This is a genomic window from Burkholderia sp. PvR073, from assembly GCF_054055695.1.
Genome location: NZ_JBSRXO010000017.1, coordinates 24,214 through 49,262 on the forward strand (window position 1 = coordinate 24,214; position 25,049 = coordinate 49,262).

The 25,049-nt window shown below is 66.5% G+C and carries 19 protein-coding genes; 2 read left to right on the forward strand and 17 right to left on the reverse strand.

Annotated features, from left to right (window positions below; all coding sequences use genetic code 11):
- The first annotated feature begins 91 nt into the window (after positions 1-91).
- Positions 92-997, forward strand: coding sequence for a LysR family transcriptional regulator (locus tag ACVK00_RS31695; RefSeq protein ID WP_284900169.1), 906 nt, complete (start codon positions 92-94; stop codon positions 995-997).
- 18 nt (positions 998-1,015) lie between these two features.
- Here the strand turns inward: ACVK00_RS31695 and ACVK00_RS31700 are convergent, their stop codons facing one another.
- The 17 genes from ACVK00_RS31700 to ACVK00_RS31780 form a co-directional block, all read right to left on the reverse strand.
- Complete coding sequence (locus ACVK00_RS31700) at positions 1,016-2,485, reverse strand: alginate export family protein (protein ID WP_354123383.1); 1,470 nt, start codon at positions 2,483-2,485, stop codon at positions 1,016-1,018.
- Positions 2,485-3,414, reverse strand: coding sequence for a glyoxalase (locus ACVK00_RS31705; protein ID WP_284900173.1), 930 nt, complete (start codon positions 3,412-3,414; stop codon positions 2,485-2,487). The genes ACVK00_RS31700 and ACVK00_RS31705 overlap by 1 nt, the downstream gene beginning before the upstream one ends.
- Before the next feature lie 149 nt (positions 3,415-3,563).
- Positions 3,564-4,103 (reverse strand): HD domain-containing protein, encoded by a 540-nt coding sequence (locus ACVK00_RS31710; RefSeq protein WP_284900215.1) that lies wholly within the window; start codon positions 4,101-4,103, stop codon positions 3,564-3,566.
- Between the two features lie 138 nt (positions 4,104-4,241).
- Positions 4,242-5,291, reverse strand: a complete 1,050-nt coding sequence (locus tag ACVK00_RS31715) for a patatin-like phospholipase family protein (protein ID WP_354123382.1) — start codon at positions 5,289-5,291, stop codon at positions 4,242-4,244.
- 76 nt (positions 5,292-5,367) lie between these two features.
- On the reverse strand, positions 5,368-8,823 hold the full coding sequence (locus ACVK00_RS31720) for an adenylate/guanylate cyclase domain-containing protein (RefSeq protein WP_284900175.1): 3,456 nt from the start codon (positions 8,821-8,823) through the stop codon (positions 5,368-5,370).
- Positions 8,824-8,909: 86 nt separating this feature from the next.
- Complete coding sequence (gene hutC / locus ACVK00_RS31725) at positions 8,910-9,665, reverse strand: histidine utilization repressor (RefSeq protein ID WP_228910468.1); 756 nt, start codon at positions 9,663-9,665, stop codon at positions 8,910-8,912.
- A gap of 55 nt (positions 9,666-9,720) precedes the next feature.
- A complete protein-coding gene (locus ACVK00_RS31730) occupies positions 9,721-11,214 on the reverse strand; it encodes an HAL/PAL/TAL family ammonia-lyase (RefSeq protein ID WP_284900178.1) in 1,494 nt (497 codons plus the stop codon).
- 7 nt (positions 11,215-11,221) lie between these two features.
- The gene (locus ACVK00_RS31735) at positions 11,222-12,013 is read right to left on the reverse strand and encodes an ABC transporter ATP-binding protein (RefSeq protein WP_011660730.1); all 792 of its coding nucleotides are present in this window, start codon (positions 12,011-12,013) and stop codon (positions 11,222-11,224) included.
- A gap of 28 nt (positions 12,014-12,041) precedes the next feature.
- Positions 12,042-12,788 (reverse strand): ABC transporter permease, encoded by a 747-nt coding sequence (locus ACVK00_RS31740; protein WP_228910466.1) that lies wholly within the window; start codon positions 12,786-12,788, stop codon positions 12,042-12,044.
- Positions 12,789-12,800: 12 nt separating this feature from the next.
- A complete protein-coding gene (locus ACVK00_RS31745) occupies positions 12,801-13,523 on the reverse strand; it encodes an ABC transporter permease (protein WP_175662447.1) in 723 nt (240 codons plus the stop codon).
- Positions 13,524-13,615: 92 nt separating this feature from the next.
- Positions 13,616-14,506 carry a transporter substrate-binding domain-containing protein gene (locus tag ACVK00_RS31750; protein WP_416378703.1) on the reverse strand — a complete coding sequence of 297 codons (891 nt, stop codon included), beginning with the start codon at positions 14,504-14,506 and terminating at the stop codon, positions 13,616-13,618.
- A 328-nt stretch (positions 14,507-14,834) separates the two neighbouring features.
- Complete coding sequence (locus ACVK00_RS31755) at positions 14,835-15,293, reverse strand: pseudoazurin (RefSeq protein WP_284900183.1); 459 nt, start codon at positions 15,291-15,293, stop codon at positions 14,835-14,837.
- A 57-nt stretch (positions 15,294-15,350) separates the two neighbouring features.
- Positions 15,351-17,522, reverse strand: coding sequence for a catalase/peroxidase HPI (gene katG, locus ACVK00_RS31760; RefSeq protein WP_354123414.1), 2,172 nt, complete (start codon positions 17,520-17,522; stop codon positions 15,351-15,353).
- Between the two features lie 834 nt (positions 17,523-18,356).
- Positions 18,357-19,547, reverse strand: coding sequence for a M20 aminoacylase family protein (locus tag ACVK00_RS31765; RefSeq protein WP_284900184.1), 1,191 nt, complete (start codon positions 19,545-19,547; stop codon positions 18,357-18,359).
- 79 nt (positions 19,548-19,626) lie between these two features.
- Complete coding sequence (locus tag ACVK00_RS31770; RefSeq protein WP_284900185.1) at positions 19,627-20,961, reverse strand: DUF3100 domain-containing protein; 1,335 nt, start codon at positions 20,959-20,961, stop codon at positions 19,627-19,629.
- 48 nt (positions 20,962-21,009) lie between these two features.
- On the reverse strand, positions 21,010-22,524 hold the full coding sequence (locus ACVK00_RS31775; RefSeq protein ID WP_284900186.1) for an aldehyde dehydrogenase family protein: 1,515 nt from the start codon (positions 22,522-22,524) through the stop codon (positions 21,010-21,012).
- A gap of 54 nt (positions 22,525-22,578) precedes the next feature.
- Positions 22,579-23,466 carry an NAD(P)-dependent oxidoreductase gene (locus ACVK00_RS31780; RefSeq protein WP_284900219.1) on the reverse strand — a complete coding sequence of 296 codons (888 nt, stop codon included), beginning with the start codon at positions 23,464-23,466 and terminating at the stop codon, positions 22,579-22,581.
- 128 nt (positions 23,467-23,594) lie between these two features.
- Here ACVK00_RS31780 and ACVK00_RS31785 point away from each other — a divergent pair, with 128 nt between their 5' ends.
- Entirely contained in the window at positions 23,595-24,503 is a 909-nt protein-coding gene (locus tag ACVK00_RS31785) for a LysR family transcriptional regulator (RefSeq protein WP_006753468.1), read from the forward strand.
- Positions 24,504-25,049: the final 546 nt, after the last annotated feature.

Here is a 25,049-nt window from a genome sequence, read left to right on the forward strand (position 1 = left end):
ACACGGTGCGATCCACGGCCGCTGGCCGGCGATAGAATGCGAACGGCATGCAACGCATCGTCGCGACAGCGACACGCACACCGACGACGACATGGACAAATTCTCCGCGCTGCGCGCGTTCGTTGAAGTAGCGGAAGCCGGTGGCTTCTCCAGCGCAGGGCGCCGCCTCGATCTCGCTGCTTCGTCGATGGTGCGTGCGGTGGACGCGCTCGAGGCATCGCTCGGCACCGTGCTGCTGAACCGCACCACGCGACAGGTCACGTTGTCCGATGCGGGCGCCGTCTACTATGCACGGGCGAAGCAGCTGCTCGAGGCGCTCGCGGAGGCCGATGCACTCGTCGCCGATCGCGGCGACGAACCGTCCGGACCGCTGCGGGTGTCCGTGCCGGTCGCATACGGCATGCACCGCATCGCACCGCACGTCGGCGCATTCCTCGCGCGCTATCCCAAGCTTGACCTCGATCTGCAACTCACCGACGCACGCGTCGATCTCGTCACCAGCCGGATCGACGTCGCGATCCGGCTCGGCGAAGCCGCGCCGTCCGCGGAGGTCGTCGCGCGCCAGCTCGGCACGTTCCGGCGGTATGTCGTGGCGAGCCCCGACTATCTCGATGCGCACGGCACGCCATCGATGCCGGGTGAGCTGGTCGATCATGGATGCCTGCGCTTTCACTTCGGTGGCGACCAGCAGGCATGGTCGTTTGTCGACGCGCACGGCGCGACGAAGGTGCTCGTCACCGGGCGACTGAAATCGAACCACAGCGAAGTGTTGCGCGCCGCCGCGCTCGATGGCGGCGGCATCGCGCTGCTGCCCGACTGGCTGGTCGATGCCGACGTCCGGGCGGGCCGCCTGCGCAGGCTGTTCGAACAGTACGACGTCGTGCCCGACGCGGCACGCTCGATCGTCACCGCGCTCTACCTGCCGAATCAGCGCGGCTCGAAGCGCGTCACGGCGTTCATCGATTTTGTCGAGGCGCTGGCTCGCACGCCGTGCTGAATCGCACGGCATGCGGTGTTACCAGCCGAACTTCGCCTCCATGCCGACATAGTCGGCATTGCGCGCGCCGAGCGCACGAATCGAATCGGCGATCTGGAAGTGCACGGCTTCGACGGCAAGCGCCACGTTTGCATTGACGAGCCAGTCCACGCGGGCCTGCGCATACATGCCGGTCCACGCACTGCCCTTGCCGGCCGTGCCGGGCACCGCCGACATCCCTTGCCCGTAGATCGCGTCGGCCGTCGTCGCGCGCCACTGGAAGCCGACCGCGGTCATAACCGTCACGTTGCTGGCCGGCTTGAACGTCAGCGACGGCTTCACGTGAATCAGGTTGCTGTAGCCGGTGTAGCCGGCGAGCGTGAAGTAATAGCCGTTCGGGAACAGCGGGTTGAAGGTACCCATGCGCCCGTCGCCGGGATGCCTGTCGCCCGATGCGCCGTCGACCTGAATGCCGATGCGCGGCATGCCGGCCGTTTTGGTGAACGTGTAGCCGGCCAGCGTGCCGAATGCCCACGCCCCGATCGTGTCCGGTCCGATGTGCCCGGTCTGGAGCATCGCCTCGGCGTCCCAGTCGAATTGCCCCGATTTGCCCGCGTAGCGCATGTCGAACACGTCGCGTCGTTCGGTGCCGGCCCCGGCGAGATAGCGCGCATTGTCGCGGGTATAGCGCGACCAGTACGCGGACAGGTCGCCAGGACCGGTGCCGCTCCGCTCGACGCGCACGCCGTCGAATCTCAGGTGCCGGTTCGAGACGTCGTCGAACACCGCGTCGTTACGGTATTGCACCGGGCGCGTCACATAGCCGATCAGCCGCCATTTGCCGATTTCGTAATTGGCCCACAGCGCGTCGAACGCCTGACGCACGTTGGGCCCGTCGCGCACCGACACGAACCGCTGCAAGTCGAATGCCATCTCCTGCCGGCCGATGCGGGCCTTGAAGGTGCCGCCGCCCAGTTGATCGACATACGCGACGAACGCCTGCTCGATGTCGAGCTGATCGCGATCGACCACCCCGACCGTATCCTTGCCGAACGGCCGGGAATCGACGAGCTGGAAGAACGCCTGGAAATGCCCGGCGTAGCGCAGATCCGCGTGCACGTTCGCACGCTGGATCACGTAATTGTCGTCATGCGCGGCGCCCAGCCCGAACAGCGGCGCGTTGTTCAGCTCGAAGCGCTCGCGCAGGTTCGCACCGAGCGACAGGTAGGTCGACGGATCGCCGCCGAGCGGGATGTACTTCAACGCGTCGAGCGGCTTGCGCGGCACGCACGGATTCGCGAGTACCGACCAGTCTTCCTGCCAGCGGTTGAACAGCACCGTGGGCCGCTTCGCGGTGCACGACGTGCCGGCGGCCGGGGCCGTGGCGGGGGCCGTGGCCGATGATGCGTCGGCACCGGCCGCCGTACCGGCGTACGTCGCGACGCCTGCCGCCAGCATGGCGGTCGGCAGGACGCCCCGCCACGCACGTTGCCTCGACCGATGTCCCATTACTTCGACCGCGCGTGGATCTCGGCGACATAGCCGCCGGGGAACTGAACGAGCGCCGCGTCGCGGCCGTCCGACGTAAACGTCGGCACGAGCACGGTCACGCCGGCCGCTTGCGCCTGCTTCAGCGTGGTGGCGAGATCGGACACTTCATAGCCCGTCATCTCGCGGCCGAACGGGTAAGGCAGACGGCCATCCGTCGCGAGCACGGTCATCTTGCCGAAGCCCGATTCGATGCGGATGCGGCGGTACGTATCGTTCGGCCGGCCGATCTCGACGCCCGGCGCGTGGCGCACGTCCGACACGACCTTGCCGCGCGAGAACGCGACGAAATCGCGCACCAGCTTGTTCGCGCTTTCCGGCGACACGTACACGCGGTTTTCCGGCACCGTCTGCAGCGCATCGTAGTGCGGCGCTTCGGTATGCCAGTACAGTTGCATGTTCACGCCGCCCGGCCAGCGGATGATCGCATCGCGGCCGATCGGATCCGGGAACGTGTCGACGATCACGTCCGCGCCGTGCGCGCGCGCCGACTTCATCGCGACGTCCATGTCGGTGACGAGATAGCCGGTGCGTTCCTCACAGAACGGATACGGGATCGGCGTCTTGAAGCCGAACACCGACACCGTGCCGACCGGGGTGAGCACGAGCTGCGACATCGTCTGGCTCGGCGTCGGCGTGACCTGGAACACGCCCTGCTTCGACTTCTTGCCGCCGAACGTCGCGACGAAGCTGTCGGTAAAGCGGTCGAAATCTTCCGGCGCGACGCATACGTGCGTCGTATCGTATTGCGGCCCGACCGTGACGGCCGGTACACGCCCGGATGCGGACTCGACCAGACGCGTCGTATCGGCATGGGCCGGCGCGTTCACCAGCAATGCGCCGAATACGGCCGTCGTCAGCAATACCTGTCGCAACTTCAGTGCAATCATCGAGTTCTCCTTGAGCTTGCCGACAGGCGTGCTGCCCGTGCGGCGGTTCGAAACAGACTAGTGAAGGCGGGCCTGAATGTCATGGCGGCATCCTGAATTGTTCTGAATATGCAGCCCGGGCCGCACAACTTCATCGAAAATGCTCGCCGTCACCCCGGGATCGGCAAACCCAGCCGCCAGTTCAGATTCCCGCGCGCGCGCGCCTCGCAGCGCGTATAGAAGAAATCGGTCAGATAAATGCGCGGGCGTTCGAGCAGCCCGCGCAGAATGGCACGTTCAAGACGATCGTAAGCGCGGTCGTCGAGATCCGGGCGCTCGGCCCGCAGGCGCCGCCCGTCTTCGCGAAACCGGCTGCGAGACGCACCGAGCACGGCCAGGTCGATGTCGCACACGAAACGGGTATCCGGTTCCGCGGCAGGGCCCGCGTGGGTGGTCGCGAGAATCATCGCGCAGACCGGGTCGCACGCGCGGATGCGTCCATCCGCCTGGCGCCGGAACCAGTCGGCGCTACGCTGCTCGTTATCCTGCGCGCCAGGCACGAAGATCACGTCATGGAACCAGAGCGCGAGCTCGACGGCCTCCGGCTCGGGAATCGCGCCGCGCGCCAGGTCGAGATGACGCAAGCAGCGCCGTACATGCACGAGCGTATGGTAATGGCGCGCCGGCTCCGCATAGCGGCACGCCAGCATGCGATAGACATCCTCGGCACGTGTCCCGCCGCAGCATGACCACAACGCAACGAACCGCGCTTGCGTCCGGTTCACGTTCGCTCCTTGGTGCGGGGCGCCCACGCACGATCGCCCCATGCCGACATGAGCGCGATGCGCTCAGAAAAATTCCCTGCGAATGTCGATGCTGGACCGCTGTCCGATGTTTCCGTAATGATGCGCGAGCCACGCGTCCGCTTCGCGCCGCCCGTGGTCGCGCAGCTCGCTCAGGAATCCCCAATCCGCGTTGTACTTGCTCGATACGCTCAATGCGCTCAGCGCGTCGTCCGCGCGAATGGAATGGATCAGCATTTCCTTCATGTCGCCGCGCTTGACCGTGCCGTCCCGGATCAGGTCGGTGACGAACGCGATGGCGCGCATTTCGCGCATCAGCGACGAGTTGAAACTGATCTCGCTGATACGGTTGAGAATTTCCGCGGCCGTGATGGGTACACCGCGGCGCACGAGCGGATTGATGTGCACGATCACGACGTCGCGCGTCGCGCAGTTGTAGATCAGCGGATAGATGGCCGGATTACCCATGTAGCCGCCGTCCCAGTAGAACTCGCCATCGATCGAGACCGCCTGGAACAGGGTCGGCACGCATGCCGACGCAAGCACCGCGTCGGCGCTGACATCCTCGCCCGTGAAGATGCGGATCTTCCCGGTCTCGACGTTGGTGGCGCACAGGTACAACCGGATCGGACAGTGCTTGCGCAGCGCATCGAAGTCGACCCGGCGCTCGAGCACCTCGCTCAGCGGATTCAGGTTGTTCGGATTGAACTGATAGGGCGAGAAAATGCGCAGCATCATGTCGGCGAACGCATAAATCGGCGAATGATCGAGCCCGAAGCTGTGCGTGCCCTTCAGCCAGGGCGCCCAGCGCAGCGGGTTGTAGTGCTCCGCCGATTGCGCCACCGCCTCCCAGAAGTCGTGCAGTGCCTGACGCGCACCGTCCTCGCCGCCCTGCAGCAGCCCGTAGGCGAGTACCGTGGCGTTCATCGCGCCGGCGCTGGTGGCACTGACGCCCTCGATTTCGAGCCTGCCGTCTTCGATCAGCCGGTCGAGCACGCCCCAGGTGAAGGCGCCGTGCATCCCGCCGCCCTGCAACGCCAGTGCGACCGGTTTGCGCGGGACATCGCGGTGACGTCTTGTGTGCGTGATTGTCATGCCCGTCTCCTCAAGCAGCGACAGGGCGCGGGCGGCACGCGGTCACACGATGCGTCGTCGTGCGCCGCGGGCCCGTTCATTCCGCGCGCGCGCCCAATGCATCCAGCAGCGTTTTGGCCTCTTTCAGGTCGCTCGTGTCGAAGCCTTCCGTGAAGCCGGTGTACACCTCGGACAGCGCTTGCGTCGCCTCCACGGTCTTTCCCTGTCGTTGCAACAGCCTGGCGAGGTCCGACGCCGCCCGCAGTTCCAGCGATCTGGCACCCTGCTGGCGCGCTCGTGCGATCGCTTTGTTCAGGCAGTCGACCGCTTCGTCTTCGCGTTCGGATGCCGTGCCTTCCTTGCCCGCGCCGTCAGCCAGATAGATTCCGGTGAGCCGGTACACCTCGGCCTCGTAGCAATGCTCGCCGGATTGCTCGACGATCGCCCTGGCCTCGTCCAGCATGCCCAGTGCCGAGCGCTTGTCGCCCGCGCGCCAGTAACTGTCGGCGAGCAACGCGAGCGAATAAGGACGCTGGTCTTCGCCGCCGACTGCCCGCTGCGCGTCGAGGCCCCGCCGCATCTGCGCGATACCGTCCTCGATGTTTCCCTGCGCGCTCATCGCCCAGCCTCGCAGCACCGTTCCCCACGCGAGCCAGTACGGCAACCCGTGCTCGGTCGATACGGCAATGACCGCGTCCGCGCGCTCGGCGGTAAGCAGCGGCTCGCGCCGCAGTTGGTGCAAGTGCGCGGTGTAGGTCAGGCTGAACGCCAGGGAAGGCCCATACGAAAGGCTCCGTGCGAGCGCCAGTGCTTCGGCGCTGCATTTGAGCGCCTGGTCGGGATACCCCTGAATCCACAGGGTCAGCACGAGGAAACTGAGCGCCCGGATGCCGGGATCCACCCCGTGTGCGAACACGTGCGCCTGATGCTGCTCCGGATCGTAGATCGCACGGGCCTGTTCGAGGTGCGTGCGAGCCGTGCCGAAATCGCCCTGCAGAAAAAAGCACGAACCCAGCGCGCTATGTGCCTCGATGAGGAAGTCCGGATCATTCGCCTCCCGGGCCGTATCGAGCATCTGCTTGCCGAGATCGGTCGCGAGCGCATACTCGCCGCGCACCACGTGGTGCATCCGCAATCCCAGTTGCGTCGCGAAGCGCTGCGACGCCTCTCCGGTCCGCTCGCACAGCTCGAGCGCGCGCGTATAGATCGCACCGACCTCGGTCGCGCCATACCCTCGCACGTCCATCAAGACCGGCCCGAGGGAAAGCAGCAGTGTCAGCTCCCAATGCGCACGCACGGGTGTGTCGGGCAAGCCCTTCAGTAACGCCAGCGCCGCGCCGAGGTGATTCATGGCATCGTGATGGGCGGCATGGCGCAACGCCTGCTGGGCCGCACGATGCAGGTATTCGACCGCCTTGGGAATGTTTCCGCTCTGGCTGTAGTGGTGCGCAAGCTCGCTGCAGTAATCGGCGATGCGCGTCGGGAACAGCACCTCGATCGCCTGCGCGGTGCGCTCATGCAGCGTGGTACGCCGCTCCGTGAGCAACGAGCGCCCGGCCACTTCCTGGGTCAGCGCGTGCTTGAACGAATAATTGACTTCGGGAAAGGCGGGACGCTCGTAGATGAACTCCGCCGCTTCCAGATGCGCGAGGAGACGCCGCAGTTCGTCGTCCCGTGCCGGCGCCTCGCCGCAAATTCGCCGGATCAGGCTGAACGGAAACTCGTGGCCGATCACGGCGAGCGCCTGCAGCAGTTCCTTTTCGTCGAGCGGCAGCCGGTCGATCCGGGCAGCCAGCACGCCCTGCACGGTGGTGGGAATGTGCAGCGTCGCCGGTGTCTCCTCGATCCGGTAACGCCCTGCGTCGCCGAGCAGCGACTTCTCTTCGACGAGCGTCTGGACCACTTCCTCCATGAAGAACGGGTTGCCCTCCGTCTTCTCCAGAATGAGCTGCTTCAGCGGCACGAGCGAGCGATCCTCACCGAGCAGCGCCGTGAGCAGCCCCTGCGCATCCGACGGGCCCAGCGGTTCGAGCCGGAGCGTGCTCCAGTGCGCCGCGCCAGCCCACGCGGGCCGGTACTCGGGCCGGTAGTTCACCAGGAGCAGGATGCGTGCGTCCGGCACGTGGTCGATCAGGTACGTGAGGAAGGCTTCCGTTTCACGGTCCAGCCATTGCAGATCCTCGAACAGCAGATGGACCGGCTGATTCCGGCTCTCTCGCACGAGCAGCTGCCTGATCGCGTCGAAGGTGCGCTCGCGCCGGATCTGCGGATCCATCTCGGCGAGCACCGGGCCGCCTTCACCGATGCCCAGCAGATAGAGGACGTACGGCACGAGATCCTCGAAACTGCGCTCGAGCGTGAGCGCCTTGCCGATGACCTTTTCCCGGCAGCGCCGCTCGTCGTCCTGAGTCGTGATCTGGAAATAATTCTTCAGGAGTTCGATGAGCGGCAGATTGGGAAACGCCTTGCCGTGCGACACCGAGAACGTCTCCAGCACCAGCGCGCCGCGCCGTGAACGCTCCTTGAACTCGTGGAACAGGCGCGACTTGCCGACGCCGGCTTCGCCCACCACGCCGACCACGCGCCCGTGCCCGGCCCTCATGGTGTCCAGCGCGCGGTTCAGGTGGTCCATTTCCGTTTCACGGCCGACAAACCGCGCGAGGCCGCGGTGCGCCGCCAGTTGCAGGCGCGTGCGCAACGCGCCCAGGCCCAGCACCTCGTAGACGCACAGCGGCGTGGGAATTCCCTTGAGTTGCGTCGCGCCCAGCGCCTTGAATTCGAAATAGCCCTCGGCCAGCTTGTGGGTCGACTCGCTGACGAGAATCGACGTGGGCGCTGCGATGCCCTCGATCCGCGACGCGATGTGGATCGTATGTCCGAGCGGATCGTACTCGGTGTGCAAGTCGTCGGTGCGGATCGACCGGACGACGACCTCGCCCGTGTGAACGCCGACGCGGATCTGCAGAGGAATACCTTCCTGCAGACGAATGCGATCGCCATGCTGGCGCATCGCCTGCTGCATGCGCAATGCGGCGAAGAGCGCGCGCTGCGCATGGTCTTCGTGGGCGATCGGTGCGCCGAACAGCGCGAGGATGCCGTCGCCGAGCGATTTCGCGACGTACCCTTCGTAGTAATGGACCGCTTCCATCATCAGCTCGACCACGGGCACGATCAGGCGATGCGCCACTTCGGGATCGAGGTCGTGGATCAACGCGGTCGATCCAGCCATGTCGGCAAACAGCGCGGTAACGGTCTTGCGCTCGCCGGCCGGCTCGCCGCGCGCTTCCATCGCCGCGTGCTCGGCACGGATTCGCTCGGCAAGATGATCCGGCGTGTAATGGACGGGGGTTGGCGGGGGCTCCCGGGCCGATTGCCGGGAAGGCGGCGGCGCAGCCGCGGGTGTCGCCAACGACGCTCCGCAATGGCTGCAGAAGCGGGCAGCGGGCTCGGCGTCATGTCCGCAATGCGGACACGTGCGGGACAGCGCGGCCTGACATTCCTGGCAGAACCTCGCACCGGGAGGATTCTCGGACCCGCATAGTGTGCAGCGCATAAAACCCTCTTCCTGCCAAGGGTCGACCTCAAAACATTATGCGCCACTCGCCGCGGGTATTCAGGCCAAACCGGCGCCAATTAACCCTACATCTTCCCCGCAAGATGAAACCGCGACGCCGGATGCCACAGCCTCACCGACGTGGCGACCTGCTCGCCGACCCACGTGCGGCGCCGCAATAGCAGACACGGTTCGCCGATCTCCATGACGAGATGCCGACGCACCTGCGCATTCGGCTTCTCAGCATAGATCCGGAACTCCGCGCGCTGGATCGGCGCGAGCCGCACCATGTAGTGATTCGGCGTCTCGAGCGTGAAATCCTGCTCCAGGTAGTCCGGAAACAACGCCGGATTGACGTATCGATCCTCGAACTGGATCGGCTCGTCCTCCTCGTAATGCACGATGCGCGAATGAAACACAGGCCCCGCACGAAGCCCCAGCGCATCGATCGCTTCCGGCTCGACGCTGCGCTCGATCAGCAACACGCGCGCGCTGTGCCGATGACCGCGCTCCGCAATCTCGTCCGCGATGTTGCGGATTTCCAGCACCGTCGATTCGTAATGCCGGCGCTCGACGAACGTGCCAGCGCCCTGGATGCGCGTCAGCACGCGCTCGGTGGTCAGCTCGCGCAGCGCACGCGACACCGTCATCCGTGCGACGCCGAACTCCTTGACCAGCTCGGCCTCGGTCGGAATCGCGCCGCCGGGCTTCCAGTCGCCTTTCGCGATCCGCTCGACGACGTAGCGCTTGATCTGCTGGTACGCCGGCAGCGCGCGTGCCGGCACGTCGTCGCCCGACGTGCTCGCCCGACGCGCCGGTGTGTATCGTTCCGTTTCGTTCATGCGCCCTCGACCGATTGAAGGTTGGATGCCCCGCCGCCCGTCATCCCTCGCACCGCTACAGCACGGACGGCGGCACGCCCGCGACGATCCCGGCCGCGATCGCGATGTCGTCGGCAAGCGGCCGGTCGTCGTGATACGCGGGCACACGTTCGCGCACCTGTCGCCACAGCGCATCGGTCGACGCGGCACGCGCCGCTCCGCTCGCCTGCAAATCGTAGGCCTGCGCGGCGGCCAGCAGCTCGATCGCGAGCACGCGCGTCGTATTCTCGATGATGTCGAGCGCCTTCAGCGCGGCAGGCGTCGCGTGGCACAGATGATCTTCCTGCAGCCCCGACGTAATGCCGCCGTCGAGGCTCGCCGGTGCCGCGAGTCGCTGATTCTGCGCGACGAGCGCAACCGCCGTGTACTGCGCGATCATGAAGCCCGAACACGTGCCGCCGGGCGCCGCGAGAAACGCCGGCAACCCGCTCACAAGCGGATTGACGAGACGGTCCAGACGCCGCTCGGCGATGGCCGCCACCTGCGCCATCGCGGCCGCGAGGCTGTCCATGGCAAGCGCGATGCCCGCGCCGACCGCATGCGCCTGCGAATGAACGACCGGTGCGTCGCGCGTACCGGCGACGATCGGATTGTCGGTCACGGACGCGAGTTCGCGGTCGACGACTTCCGCCGTCACCGCGAACACGTCGCGCGCCGCGCCGTGCACGTGCGGGATCGTGCGCAGGCTGAGCGGATCCTGCGTATGCCGCCCGTTCGCCGCGCCAAGCATCGGGCTGTCGGCGAGCATCGCCCGCAGGCGCGCGCCGACGTGCCCGATGCCGGGCGAGATCCGCAGCGCGAGCGACGCCGGGTCGAACGCGGCGAGCTGCCCGCCGAGATTCTCGAAGCTCGCCGCCGCGATCCAGTCGGCCCAGTCGAGCAGCCGCTCCGCGCGAGCCAGCGCGAACGCGGCGAGCCCCGTCACGCACGGCGTGCCGTTGACCAGGCTCAGGCCTTCTTTCGCCCCGAGCGCGAGCGGTTCGCGACCGATGCGGCGCAGTGCCTCGTCGCCGCGCATGCGCTCGCCGCGATGGCGCGCATGACCCTGCCCGATGCAGACGAGCGCGACATGCGCCATGTGGGTCAGGTAGCCGACCGAACCGTGCGCCGGCACCTCGGGCAGGCAATCGTGTTCGAGCAGCGCGACGAGCTGGTCGACGACATCGGCATGCACGCCCGAATGCCCATGCGCGAAGTTGTTGATCGCCGCCGCGATGATCGCGCGCGTTTCGGCCGCGCCGAGCGGCATGCCGACGCCGACCGCGTGGCTCATCAGGATGTTGCGCGACAGCGTGCTCTGCTGGGCCGGCGACACGATCACATCGCACAGCGCACCGACGCCGGTATTGACGCCGTACGCGCGAATCCCGCGCGCGACGATCTCGTCGACGAGCTCGCGCGCCGCGGCGATCCGCCCGCGCGCATCGTCGGTCAACGCCAGCGGTTCGCCGGCCGCGACGGCCGCAATCTGCCGCCAGTCGAGCGGCCGTGCAGAACGGAATACGGTCATGACGTCCTCAGTTCGCGGCGCGGTCGTGATGGCTCGACACGAACTGGCGGAAGCGTTCCGAACACTGGCCGCCGAACAGCGCGTCGGGTGGCCCGTCCGAATCGACCTCGCCCTGATGCAGGAACATCACGCGATTCGACACGTGCCGCGCGAAGCCCATTTCGTGCGTGACGACCAGCATGGTGCGCCCTTCCTCCGCGAGCGAGCGCATCACGCGCAGCACTTCGCCGACCAGCTCCGGATCGAGCGCCGACGTCGGTTCGTCGAACAGCATCACCTTCGGATGCATCGCGAGCGCCCGGGCGATCGCGACGCGCTGCTGCTGGCCGCCCGACAGGTGCGCGGGATAGTAGCCGCGCTTGTCCGCGAGGCCGACGCGCGCGAGCAGCGCCTCGGCTTCCTCGACCGCTTCCGCGCGGCTGCGCTTCAGCACGCGCAGCGGCCCTTCGACGAGATTGTCGAGCACGGTCATGTGCGACCACAGGTTGAAGTTCTGGAACACCATCCCGAGCTGCGAGCGAATGCGATCGACCTGCCGCCGGTCGCCCGGCTGCAGCTTGCCGTCGCGTGCGCGCTTCATCTTCAGTTCCTCGCCGGCCAGCGCGACGGAGCCGTCGTCGGGCGTTTCGAGCAGGTTCAGGCAGCGCAGGAAGGTGCTCTTGCCCGAGCCGCTCGCGCCGAGGATCGAGATGACATCGCCCTCGTGCGCGTCGAGCGAGATACCCTTCAGCACGTGATGATCGCCAAACGACTTGTGGATGTTCTTGACCGACAGCGCAACGGGAGCAGCGGTGTTCATCGGATTCTCCGGGAAAGGACGGGGGCGCTCAGGACGCAACGCGCCGGGGATTGCGTGACGCCGCGGCGGACGCACCGGATGGCTTCGGCGCACGCAGGTGGCCGGAGAGTCGCCATTCGAGCGCGCCGAGCAGGCGCACGACGATGAAGTTCAGGCCCAGATAGATCAGCGCCGCGCACACGAACACCTCGGTCGTCCGGTAGGTCTGCTGGATGATCTGCTGCGCGACGCCCGTCACCTCCCACACGGTCACGAGGCTGGCGAGCGCGGTCGACTTGACCAGCAGCACGGCTTCGGTCGAATACGCGGGCAGGCACTGGCGCAATGCGATCGGGCCGATCACGCGGCGCAGCAGCGCGAAGCCCGACAGGCCGATCGAATAACCGGCCTCGATCTGCCCGACCGGCACGGCCATCAGCCCGCCACGCAAGATCTCGGCCGTGTAGCCTGCCGTGCACAGCGCGAGCGACAGCACCGCGCATACATACGGCTCGCGCAGCAGCGGCCAGATGAAGCTTTCGCGGATCACGCCGAACTGGCCGAGCCCGTAATACACGAGGAACATCTGGATCAGCAGCGGCGAGCCGCGAAACACGAGGATGTAGGCACGCGCGAAGCGGTTCGGCAGCCAGTGCGGCGACACGCGCATCGTGACGATCACGAGCGACAGCAGGCCGCCGAGCACGAGCGACGCGAAGAACAGGCCCAGCGTGGTCGGCACGGCCGCGAGCAGCTGGCGCAGCGTGCCGAAGAGGAAATCGAAATCGAGTGACATGCGTGCTCTCCGTCAGTTGCGCGCGAAATTGCGGCGGAACGAGCGGCCGACGATCGCTTCGGCCCGGTTGAACACGCGGTTCGACAGGCCCGTCATGACCAGGTACAGCGCGCCGCCCGCGACGAAGAACACGAAGTATTGATGCGTCGAGCTCGCCGCGATCTGGCTCGTGCGCAGCAGTTCGGCGAGGCCGGTGACCGAGATCAGTGCCGAATCCTTCAGGCTCAGCTGCCATACGTTGCCGATGCCGGGCAGCGCGAAACGCAGTACCTGCGGCACCAGGATGCGGCGCAGCACCATGGCGCGCGGCATGCCGATCGAGCGCGCCGCTTCGAGCTCGCCCTTCGACACCGCGAGCACCGCCGCGCGATACACCTCGGCCTGATAGGCGCCCGAGATCATCCCGACGGCGAGTGCGCCGATCACGAACGGCGGCACACCGATGAAGCCTTCCGCGCCGAACCACTGGCCGATGGTCGTGACGAGCGTCGAGCCGCCGAAGTAGAACAGATAGATGACGAGCAGTTCGGGCACGCCGCGAAACACCGTCGTGTACAGGTCGCCGAGCAGGCGGGCGCTGCGGTGGCGCGACAGCTTGGCCGCCGCGATCGCCGCGCCGATCACGGCGCCGACCGCGAGCGCGGCGAGCGTCAGCGCGACCGTCATCAGCGCGGCGAGCAACAGCACGCCGCCCCAGCCCTCGGTACCGAAGCCGAGCATTTCAAGAATCGCCATGCGTGCCTCCCGGCAAGTGTTGGATGAATCCGCAGGATGCGTGCCGCCGCGCGTCGTTCGAGCCGCTCACGCGGCGGCGGCCGGACACGCGCTTACGGCGTGACGTCGGTCTTGAACCACTTGTCGGCGAGTTTCTTCACGGTGCCGTCCGCGAGCGCCGCGCCGATCGCCGTATCGAACTTCGTCTTCAGGTCGGCGTCCTGCTTGCGGAACGCGAGCCCTTCACCCGGGCCCCAGATCGGTCCGCCGAGCTTCGGCCCCGCGAGCACGATCGACGCGTTGTCCTTCTTCGTGTTGTTCGCCGCGTAGTACGTGACGTCGTCGAACGACGCGTCGATGCGGCCCGCGACGAGGTCGAGATCGCGCTCAGGCGAGGTCTTGTACACGCGGATCGACGCGATGTCCTTGAAGCTGTCGTTGATGAACTTCGTATAGACGGTGCCCGACTGGATGCCGATCGTCTTGCCCTTGAGCTGCTTGCGCAGCGTGTCGACGGTCGGCTTGTCGGCATTCGCGTCGCCGGTCAGCTTGACCATCGGCGCGCCGGGCGCGGCCTTCGGCAGGATCTTCGTATCGGTGACGGCGAAGGTCGCCGGCGTGGCCGCATATGGACGCGAGAACAGCAGGATCTTCTCGCGCTCCGGCGTGATCGAGATCGCATCCATCAGGATGTCGAACTTGCCGGCCTGCAGACCCGGAATCATCCCGTCCCAGTCCTGCGCGACCATGTTGCACTGCACCTTGATCCGCTCGCACACGTTGGCGAGCAGTTCCGGTTCGAAACCGCCCAGCTTGCCGCCCGGCAGCGTGAGGTTCCACGGTGCGTAGCCGCCTTCGAGCGCGACCGTCACCGTCTTCCATTCCTTTGCCTGCACCGGTGCGGCGAGCGTTGCCGCCGCGGCCGCGATGGCGCCGATCGTCCTGATTGCCCACTTGATGCGCTTGCCGTTCACGAGAGTTCTCCTTGCGTTGAAGTTCGCCATCCCTTCGGTGCAGCAAGCCGCCTCAGGAATTTGTCTATACAAGCATGCAAGAAGAAAAACAGCGAGACAAGCAGCGATCAAAAAAAACCGCGTAAACGCGGGAAATCCCCTAATTTCAGGGCTCTGGCGTGCCTCATCGAGGGGAATCCGGGCACGGATTTGGTGCAGTTAGGCCGATTCAATCGCAAGGATGACTAGACAAATTTTGAATTCGATCGGGAGGGGCCGAGACTCGGCAGGGACGACCACAACAATTCATCTCGCGATGAATCACGTCCTTGCCAATCCCGCCCCTGGGCGGCGGGCGACGATCCGGCCCGCGCATGCACTACTCCTGCTTGGTTTGCTCGCGGTCCAACACCGCAAAGAGCTGATCGAAACGCGCTTTTGCATCGCGCGGTTGCGCAACGCTTCGGGCCGCGGCTTCGTTCGTCGGCTGTCCCACCACGATCAAGCCGACCATGCCCAACATGTGATGAGGGAGACAGCGATAGCCATAGACGCCCGGCGTGTCGAACTTCACGGTCAGGTCTTCACTGATCTTTCCCCCAAACGACCTGGCCCCGTCCGGCGCCATCCCGGGAATGCTTTCGACGCTATGACCGCTGTCGGCGGCCACAAAATGGACGCTGTCGCCCGGGTTGATATGGACGAGGGCCGGCTCGAACCCGCGCTGGCCGTCCGACGCCTGATTCAGCATCCTGACTTCGATGTCGGCCGCGTAAGCACCGAGCGACCACAGCAATCCCACCCCGACGATCAACCGCGGCAATCCAGATTTCTTCATTTCGTCCTCCGACGGATTGGCCGCGGGATCGCTCCCCCGGCCAACCCGATCACGGTATCAGCTGCGCTTCAGATCGAAGCGATCGAGGTTCATCACTTTCGTCCACGCGTGGACAAAGTCGCGCACGAACTTCTCGTGCGCATCGTCCGACGCATAGACTTCGGCGACGGCCCGCAGCTCCGAACTGGAACCGAACACCAGATCGACCGGGCTTGCCGTCCACTTGAGCGCGCCCGTCTTGCGGTCACGCCCTTCGTAAGTCCCGTCTGCACGTGAGGACTTCGTCCATTGGGTCGACATGTCGAGCAGATTCACGAAGAAGTCGTTGCTCAGCGTGCCGGGACGATCGGTCAGGACACCCAGCCTTGAATGGCCCGCATTGGCGTCCAGCGCACGCAGCCCGCCCACGAGAACGGTCATCTCCGGAACGGTGAGATCCAGCTTGCTCGCGCGGTCGACCATCAACTCGGCCGGCGACCGCTCATTGCTTTTCTGATAGTAGTTGCGGAACCCGTCGGAGGTCGGCTCGAGAACGGCGAACGAAGCGACATCGGCCTGCGCCTGCGTCGCATCGACGCGTCCCGGCGAGAATGGAACCTTGACGTCGTAGCCGGCCTTGCGGGCCGCATCCTCGACGGCCGCGCTGCCGCCCAGCACGATCACGTCGGCCAGCGACACCTGCTTGCCATCCGTTCTGTTCCTGTTGAAGCCGGACTGAATGCCTTCCAGCGACTTCAGCACTTTCGACAGGCTCGCCGGGTCATTCACCGCCCAGGCGTTTTCCGGCGCGAGCCGAATGCGCGCGCCATTCGCGCCGCCTCGGTAGTCGGTGGCACGGAACGAGGCCGCGGACGCCCACGCGGTCTTGATCAGTTCCGACTTCGGCACCCCCGATGCGAGGATCCTGCGCTTCAGCTCCGCAATATCGGCGTCGCCGATCATCTGGTAGCCGGCAACGGGCAGCGGATCCTGCCAGATCAGATCGACCTTGGGCACATCCTTGCCCAGATAACGCGCCTTCGGTCCCAGGTCCCGGTGCGTCAGCTTGAACCACGCCTTGGCGAACGCCAGCTTGAATTCCTCGGGATGCGCCTGAAAGCGCTTGGCGATCGCGCTGTACGCGGGATCGACCTTCAATGCGATATCGGTCGTAAACATCATCAGCGGATGTCGCTTCGACGGATCGTGTGCGTCCGGCACGATGTCCTGCGCGTCCTTCGGCATCCACTGATGAGCGCCTGCCGGGCTCTTCGTCAGCACCCAATCGTGTTCGAGCAGATTGTCGAGATACTGCATCGTGAAGTGAACGGGGTCGACCGACCATGCGCCTTCAAGGCCGCTCGTGATCGTGTCGGCGCCCTTCCCGGTACCGCACTTGTTCGCCCAGCCCAGGCCTTGCGCTTCGACGCCCGCGCCCGCCGGTGCCGCGCCCACGCATTTGTCGGGCGACGCCGCGCCGTGGGCCTTGCCGAAGGTATGACCGCCCGCGATCAGCGCGAGGGTCTCCTCGTCATTCATCGCCATGCGGCCGAACGCCTCGCGAATGTCCTTTGCCGCGGCGACGGGATCGGGGTTGCCGTTCGGACCTTCCGGGTTCACGTAGATCAGCCCCATCTGGGTGGCCGCCAGCGGCTTCTCGAGCTTGCCGTTCTTGTCGCGGTTATCCGACATGAATTTCGTGCCGGCGCCCCAATAAACCAGATCCGATTGCCAGTCGTCTTCCCGGCCGCCGCCAAAGCCGAAGGTTTGAAAACCCATGGATTCAAGCGCGACATTGCCGGTGAGGACCATCAAATCGCCCCACGAAATATTCTCGCCATATTTCTTCTTGATCGGCCACAACAAACGGCGCGCCTTGTCGAGATTGGCGTTATCGGGCCAGCTGTTCAGCGGCTCGAATCGCTGCTGTGCGCCGCCGGCGCCGCCACGGCCATCGTACGTGCGATAGGTGCCCGCTCCGTGCCACGCCATCCGGATGAAGAACGGTCCATAGTTGCCGTAGTCTGCCGGCCACCAGTCCTGCGACGTCGTCAGGGTCGCGCGGATATCCTTCTTCACGGCCTCGATATCGAGCTTGTTGAATGCCTGCGCATAGTCGAAATCCTTCCCGTACGGATTCGACTCGACGTCGTGCTGACGCAGCGGCGAAAGATCGAGCCGCTCCGGCCACCAGAAGTCATTCGTGCGCGGCGCACCATCGGCCCACGCGGCAATGGTGCCGACACTCATCGCGATGATGGCGAGCGCGGCCACGACCGATTTTCCGATACGTTTTTTCTGCATATGACCTCTCCGTAATTGGGCGTAATGTTGGAATGCGGGAGGATTGTGGTCTTTGATGGAATTGGTCGGCCAATCGGTAGTTTTTATTCGTCCGATTAATGCGGACTATGGCCGCGATCCGGATGCCACGGATTCAAATGCGGCAATCGGGCTCGTGAGGCGGCAGCGTCATTGCCGCGTGCCATTGCCACTCCGTACGCAAGCCTCGCGAACAAGGATCTCGGCGAGACGAGCGCCCGCTTCGCGTACTCGCGCTGGCTATGCAGATGGCACCGGGCGCGAACGAAGGCGCCCACACAGAAGGCGAACCGTCCGCGGTGAGCATGTAGCCAGAGCTACCGTGTCAGACCGCGCGAGCCTCGCGTAGACAGAAATAAAGTTGTCACCGTTTGCGAAGTAAAGATGTCACTTCGCCGGGTGCCATTAACCGCCCGAAGGGAAACTCACGAAGAATCATGGCGTTGTCGGCCGCGCATGAGAGAACGAATCGTAGTTCGGTATGGTGAGGCTGGAGGAATGTGTTTCGCAGGTCGCCCACGCATTCGCTCAAGGCGCTCGAGCGCCTTGGCAACGACCGCCTGCGCGGCGCGCAGCCAATCGTCGTGCCATCCGATTAGTGCGACGACGCATTCGTCCGTCTCCAGTCCCCGCTCCCCGCGAGTCTTGCCGTGCCCATAACGCTCCCCGGCAAGCGACTGAAAGAACTTGACCCACGAGCGCCACCGATACCGAGATCACCCCGACGGCGCTCGCTAGTCCCGAAAATTCAGCACCGCCTCCCTACCGCCCCAAAACCCGCTCCACCAACTTCACGAAATAGCTCGCCCCCACCGGCAGCAACGCATCGTTGAAGTCGTAACTGGCGTTATGCAGCAGGCAAGGGCCGCCGCCATGCCCATGCACGCGATGATCGCCCACCCCATTCCCGAGAAACGCATAACACCCCGGCTTCTCGCGCAGCATGAACGAGAAATCCTCCGCCGCCATGGTCGGATCGACGGCGGCGTTCACATGCGCGTCGCCCACCAGCTCGCGCATCACCGCCACCGCCACCGCGGTCTGCTCGGCGTCGTTCACGGTAGCCGGATACTGGCGCTGGAAATCCACCTCGCTCTCGCAATCGAAGGCCGCGGCCGTCCCGGCCACCACGGCGCGCATGCGCGTCTCGATCAGGTCGAGCGTCGCATCGGAGAAGGTCCGCACCGTGCCGCCGAGCCACGCATCGGTCGGCACCACATTCATCGCCTCGCCCGCATGCACCTGCGTGACCGACAGCACCGCGCCGTCGATCGGATTTCGGTTGCGCGTGACGATCCCCTGCAGAGCGCTCAGCACCTGCCCCGCCGCGAACACCGGATCGCGGCCCAGGTGCGGCATGGCCGCGTGGCAACCGGCACCGCGCAAGTTGATCCGGAACAGGCTGGTCGAGGCCATCAGCGGCCCTGGCCGCACCGCGAAATCGCCGGCCGCGATGCCGGGCCAGTTGTGCAGCCCGAACACGGCATCCACCGGGAAACGCTCGAACAGGCCGTCCTCGATCATCGCGCGCGCGCCGCCGCCCGCCTCCTCGGCCGGCTGAAAGAATAGCTGCACGGTGCCGTCGAACTCGCCATGCCGCGCCAGATGGCGCGCGGCCCCCAGTAGCATGGCGGTGTGCCCGTCGTGGCCGCACGCATGCATCGCGCCGGGCACCGTCGAACGATGCGCGAAGGTGTTGGCCTCCTGCACGGGCAGCGCATCCATGTCGGCGCGCAGGCCGATCGCGCGCGCGCTGCCACCGCGCTTCAAGGTGCCGACCACGCCGGTGCGGCCGACGCCGCGCGTGACGGTATAACCCCATTGCTCGAGCCGTTCGGCGACGAGTTCGGCGGTGCGGAACACGTCGTAGCCCACCTCGGGATGGGCATGGATATCGCGGCGTATCGCCGTCAGTTCGTCGGCGTGCGCGACGATGGAATCGATCAGTTTCATGGGGATGGGAGCGCTCTTGTTGGTCATCGCGGCACGGCGGCGGGCCAGCCCATGCCGCCCGCCGCCGTGCCGCGAGGCATCAGATACGGAACAGCTGCGCCACCAGGGTCGCGCCGATGAAGGTACCGGCATTGGCCACGAACGACACCAGCACGATGCGCCAGCCAAGCCGCCGGAAGGCCGGAATGTCCTTGGCGATCGACAGCCCCGCGAACACCAGCATCGGCGTGGTCACCCCGAGGAAATCGTTGTGCGAGCTGAGCGCGGCGATCTGCGAAGCCCACGGGCACCACGGCGAGGTCAGGAACATCGCCACCACCGATACCCAGCAGACCGCCGGAATCCGCCGCCCCGTCACGCGCGCCAGCGCATCGCCGACGATCGTCGCGCACACCATGATCGCGATTCCCGGCAGTCCCGCCAGCGGTGTGGTGCCGTGGGCGATCCAGTCGCACACCAGCGCCATCGCGGCTGTCACGATCCAGGCCAGCAGCTTGCCGCCGTAGCCAAGCGCGGGCGCCTCGGTCCGCACCTCGCCCAGCGACGGGCTGGCCACTTCGGGCTGCGCCGATGCCTTGGTGGTGCGGCCGATCAGCGGCTCCAGCACGCGATAGCCCCAGACCGCGAGCGGCAGCGAGATGAACAGCGTGAAGTAGGTACCGATGGTGGTGGTGATCAGGTTGCTGGCCGCGGCGAAGGCGAGCACCGATTTCGCCGTCTCCGGGTCCTGCTGCGCGGCGATCGCGCCCGAGGCGGCCGCCATCATGCTGCCCGAGCCGACGCCCGAGCCCATCGCCAGCGCGAGCGGATCGAAGATGCCGAGGCTGCTCACGAAACCCGCGAACACGGCGATGAACACCGCACCGAACACGGTGCCGGTCAGGTACTCGGCCAGCACGCCGCGGCCCTCGGCCGAATCCATGCCGTACTTCTCGCCGATGATCGCGAGGCTCGGCTCGCGGCCCACCGAGAAGGTCGCGCCGATCGCCTCGCGCTTGATGCCGAGCAGCAACGCGAGCGGCAGGCCGAGCAGGATGGTGCCGACGAAGTGGCCGAATTCCTGGAAGGCCAGCGCCCAGCCCGCCGACGCCAGCTTGGGCAGCGCGCTGCCCACCATCAGCCCGAGCTTGGAGACGAACAGCAGCAGCGCCGGCTGCAGGATCGCTGCCGCGAAGAACTGGTCGGGCACGCTCAGGCGCGCGCTGCTGTTCCAGCGCGCGCTGGCCAGCCCCACCGCGGCGCCGAGCAGCAGTGCCCAGATCATCGGCAGCAGCACGACCTTGCCCGGTCCGAGCTTGAACGTGAACGAGCCGATCCATTCGGCGACCAGCAGGATGCCGGCCGCGTAAAGCAGGACCTTGGCGGTGGCCGCGCCGCCAAGCTCGCGGCGCTCGATACCCAGTGCGTGTTCCATGACGAATCTCCCCTTGAAGCCCGGCTGCCGTCGAATGCGGGCCGGTGGTTACAGATAACCGAACGCGGTGGGCGGCGCTTCGGCCGTCTCGACCCACACGCTCTTGGTCTGCGTGTATTCGTACAGCGCCTCGACCCCGCTCGAGCGGCCGTAGCCGCTCATGCCGTAGCCGCCGAACGGCGAGGCCACGTTGATGGTCTTGTAGCCGTTGACCCAGAAGGTGCCGGCGTTCACCTGCGCGGCCACGCGATGCGCGCGCGCCACGTCGGTGGTCCAGGCTGCGCCGGCCAGGCCGAAGTCGGTGTCGTTGGCGATCGCGATCGCCTCGTCCTCGGTGTCGAACGGAATGGCCGCCACCACCGGCCCGAAGATCTCGGTGCGCGCGACCTCCATCGCGTTCGACACGCCGGTCAGCACGGTGGGCGCCACGAAGTAGCCGCCGCCCTCCCCGACGCGCTCGGCCGAGCCGCAGGCGAGCGTGGCGCCAGCCGCCACGCCGCGCGCGATCATCGACATCACGTGGTCGTACTGCTTGCGATTGTTGATCGGGCCCACCTCGGTCGCATCGTCGAGCGGTGCACCGACGCGGATCTTCTTCGCCCCGGCAGCCACCATCGCGACGAATTCGTCGTAGACGGCGCGCTGCACCAGCAGACGCGAGCCGGCCACGCAGCTCTGGCCCGCGCCAGCGAAGATCGCCGCCTGGGCGGTCAGCGCGGCGCGCTTGAGGTCGGCGTCGGCGAACACGATATTGGCCGACTTGCCGCCCAGCTCCAGCACGCACGGCAGCACGCGGCGCGCGGCGGCCTCGGCGATGCGCGCGCCGGTGGCCGGCGAGCCGACGAATACCACCTTGCTCACCACGCGATGCGCGATCGCGGCCTGCCCGGCGGTGTGACCGAAGCCGGCCAGCACGTTGACCAGGCCGCGCGGCAGCCCGGCCCGCTCGCCGAGTCGGGCGACCGCCAGCGAGGTGAACGGCGTCAGCTCCGAGGGCTTGAGCAGCACGCCGTTGCCCATCGCCACCGCGGGCGCCACCTGCCAGCCGCAGGTGAACACCGGCGCGTTCCAGGGTGTGATCTGCAGCACCACGCCGGCCGGCTCGCGGCGCGTGTAGTTGAGGTGCGAGGTCGGCACCGGGATCACGCTGCCGTAGAACTTGTCGGTCCAGCCCCCGTAGTACTCGAACATCTCGGCGACCTTGCCCACCTCGCCCCGGCAGTCGCGGATCGGCTTGCCCGAGCCCAGTGCCTCCAGCCGCGCAATCGCCTCGGCCTCGGCGCGGATCGCGCGCGCCACCTCCTGCATCACGCGGCCGCGCGCGGCATGCGTGAGCGCCCACCATTCGCGCTGCGCGCGGCGCGCGCTTTCGGCGGCATGGTCGATCACTGCTGCGCCGGCGTCGCGATAGGCGAGCGTGGCCTCGCCCGTCGCCGCATCGTAAAGCTGGATCGTGTCGCCCTGGCCGGCGACGAGCTCGCCGTCGATATACGAGCCGATCGTGGCGGCGCCGGGGAAGAAATGCGCGAAGGCGGTGAGCAACTGGTCTGCGTGCTGGGTCATGTCAGGTTTCCGTATCTGTGGGTCGAGCGGGATCGTGGCGCGGGCTGCCCGGCCTCAGGCAGGGTCGAGGAAGTCGACGATGCGGTTGAAGTCCTCGCCGTCGGCGACGGACACCTCGCTGGCGGCCCACACGCGCGCCGCCTCGCGCGCTACCGGCGCGACGCTGTCGAATTGGTCCAGCAACCCCAGCGCGAGCCGCACGTCCTTGCGCATCAGCTTCATGGTGAAACCGGAATCGAACTTGCGGTTGAAGATCCAGGTCGGGTAGTTGGTCAGCGTCGCGCTGTTGCGGCCGGAGCCGCCGTTGAGCGCCTCGACCAGCTTTTCCGGATCGACGCCGGCCGCGCGCGCGGTGCGCACCGCCTCGCTGGCGGCCAGCAGGTGCACGCCGGTCAGCAGATTGTTGAGCAGCTTGGTGACGTGGCCGGCACCCACCGGGCCCACATGCACGCGCTTGGCGCTGATCGCCGTGAGGATCGGCTCGATGGCCGCGATATCGCTGTCCGAGCCACCCAGCACCATGGTCATGGTGGCGGTGGCCGCGCCCTTCGGGCCGCCGCTCACCGGGCCGTCGACGAAGCCGATGCCGCGCTCGGCCAGGGCCGCCGCCACGCGCCGCGTGCTGTCCGGATCGGCCGTGGTGGTGTCGATCACGATGCTGCCCGGCCTCGCGTTCTCGAGCACGCCGCCCGCGCCCAGCACCACCGCCTCGACCACCGCCGACGTCGGCAGCGACAGCAGCAGCACGTCGGCGTCGCGCGCGATCTCGGCCACCGAATCGCGCGCCGACAGCACCTCCTGCTCGGACAGCGCGAGCGCCACGCCCGGCGCCGCGTCGTAGCCAAGCACCGTGTAGTCGCCGCGCCGCAGCGAACCTGCCATGCCGCGCCCCATGTTGCCCAGACCGATCACGCCCACCGTTTTCATCCGACGACTCCTGATAGCTGTTGGTTCGAGGCCGGCGCGCCAGCTTGCGCCCGCCTTGCATGGCTACGATGTTCGGTCCGGCGATCCGTATAATCAATCAACGCCAATATTGAGATTGTTCTCTTTTTTAGAACACCTGGATCATGAGCGACACCCTTACCGACAGCCGGATCGTCTATTTCTACGAGGCCGTGCGCTGCGGCACGATCCGCGCCGCGGCCGACTGGCTCGACGTGGCGCCCTCGGCCGTGAGCCGCCAGATCGGGTTGCTGGAGAAGGAGCTCGACGCCACCCTGGTGGAGCGCCACGCGCGCGGCGTGACGCCCACCGACGCTGGACGCTGCGTGATCGAGTATTTCCGCGAGCAGCTCGCGCATCGCGACGACCTGATCTCGCGCCTGCAGGAGCTGCGCGGGCTCAAGACCGGCCAGGTCAGCCTGGTGCTCGGCGAGGGCTTCGTCTCGGATCTACTGGCCGGGCCGATGCAGCAGTTCTGCCGGCAGTTCCCCGGGATCCGTGTCAACCTCGACGTGGGCAGCACCAACGACGTGATCCGCAAAATCTCGAACGACGAGGGCGAGATCGGCCTGGTCTACAACCCGCCCGCCGAACCCAAGCTGGTGTCGCGCGCCTCGAAGCGGCAGCCGATGATGGCGATCGTCGGCCCCGACTTCCCGCGCCGCAGCCACAAGGTGCTGACGGTGCAGCAGCTCGCCACCTACCCGCTGGCGGCCACCCACCCGTCCTACGGCACGCGGCAGATGATGGAGGCCGTGGAATACGCCGAGCGCGTACGGCTCGCGCCGATCATCACCACCAATTCCTTCGCGATCCTGAAGGAATTCGTGAAGTCGGGGCTCGGCATCTCGGTGATGCCGGCTTTCGCGGTGGCGGCCGAACTGCAGGCCAAGGAACTGTTCGCGATCGAGATCGCGCATCCGATTCTCGAGAACGCCGAGGCGCACATGGTCACGCGCGTGGGCCGCAAGCTCTCGGTGGCCGCCAACAAGATGCTGCAGATGATGACGGGGCAGATGCGGGCGTTCCGCTAACGGCTCCTGCCCTGGCTCCTGCTCCTGCCAGCGACGCGAGGCCGGGGTAGGAGGTCTTAACAAAATGAGGTTTTTTCAGGTGTCGGCAGCCGTAGACACAAATAACCGTGTCACGGTTTGCGAAGGAAAAATGTCCCGTCGCCCAGCGACGCTAACCGCCAGAGGGCAATTCGCGAAGAACCATTGAGTTGCTTGCTGCGCATTGAAGTTGTCACCGAGCGCGGCGTCGCGAATCTCGGTGTCAACTCTCTCGCGACATCGTTACAGGGCTGGCAGCTTCGACCACACGTCGTGCGAAATCAAAGTGTGAGCCGGCACTCGTGCCGTCGTGATAAGGTCCCCTATCTCACTGGCGCGTCGATCCCGATGTCAGGAACTTGCACGCGACAGTGAATGGCGGTTTTGCGGCAGCCGCTGTCCTAAAACGCAGCAGTCATCAGCCGGGGCCGCGTCCGCGCCGCGCGGCGCCGCGCCGTCTGCCAGGATCGCCATGCCGCACGGGAGCGGCTGTTGCAGTTCGTAGATACGGCTAATGGTGTCCGTTCG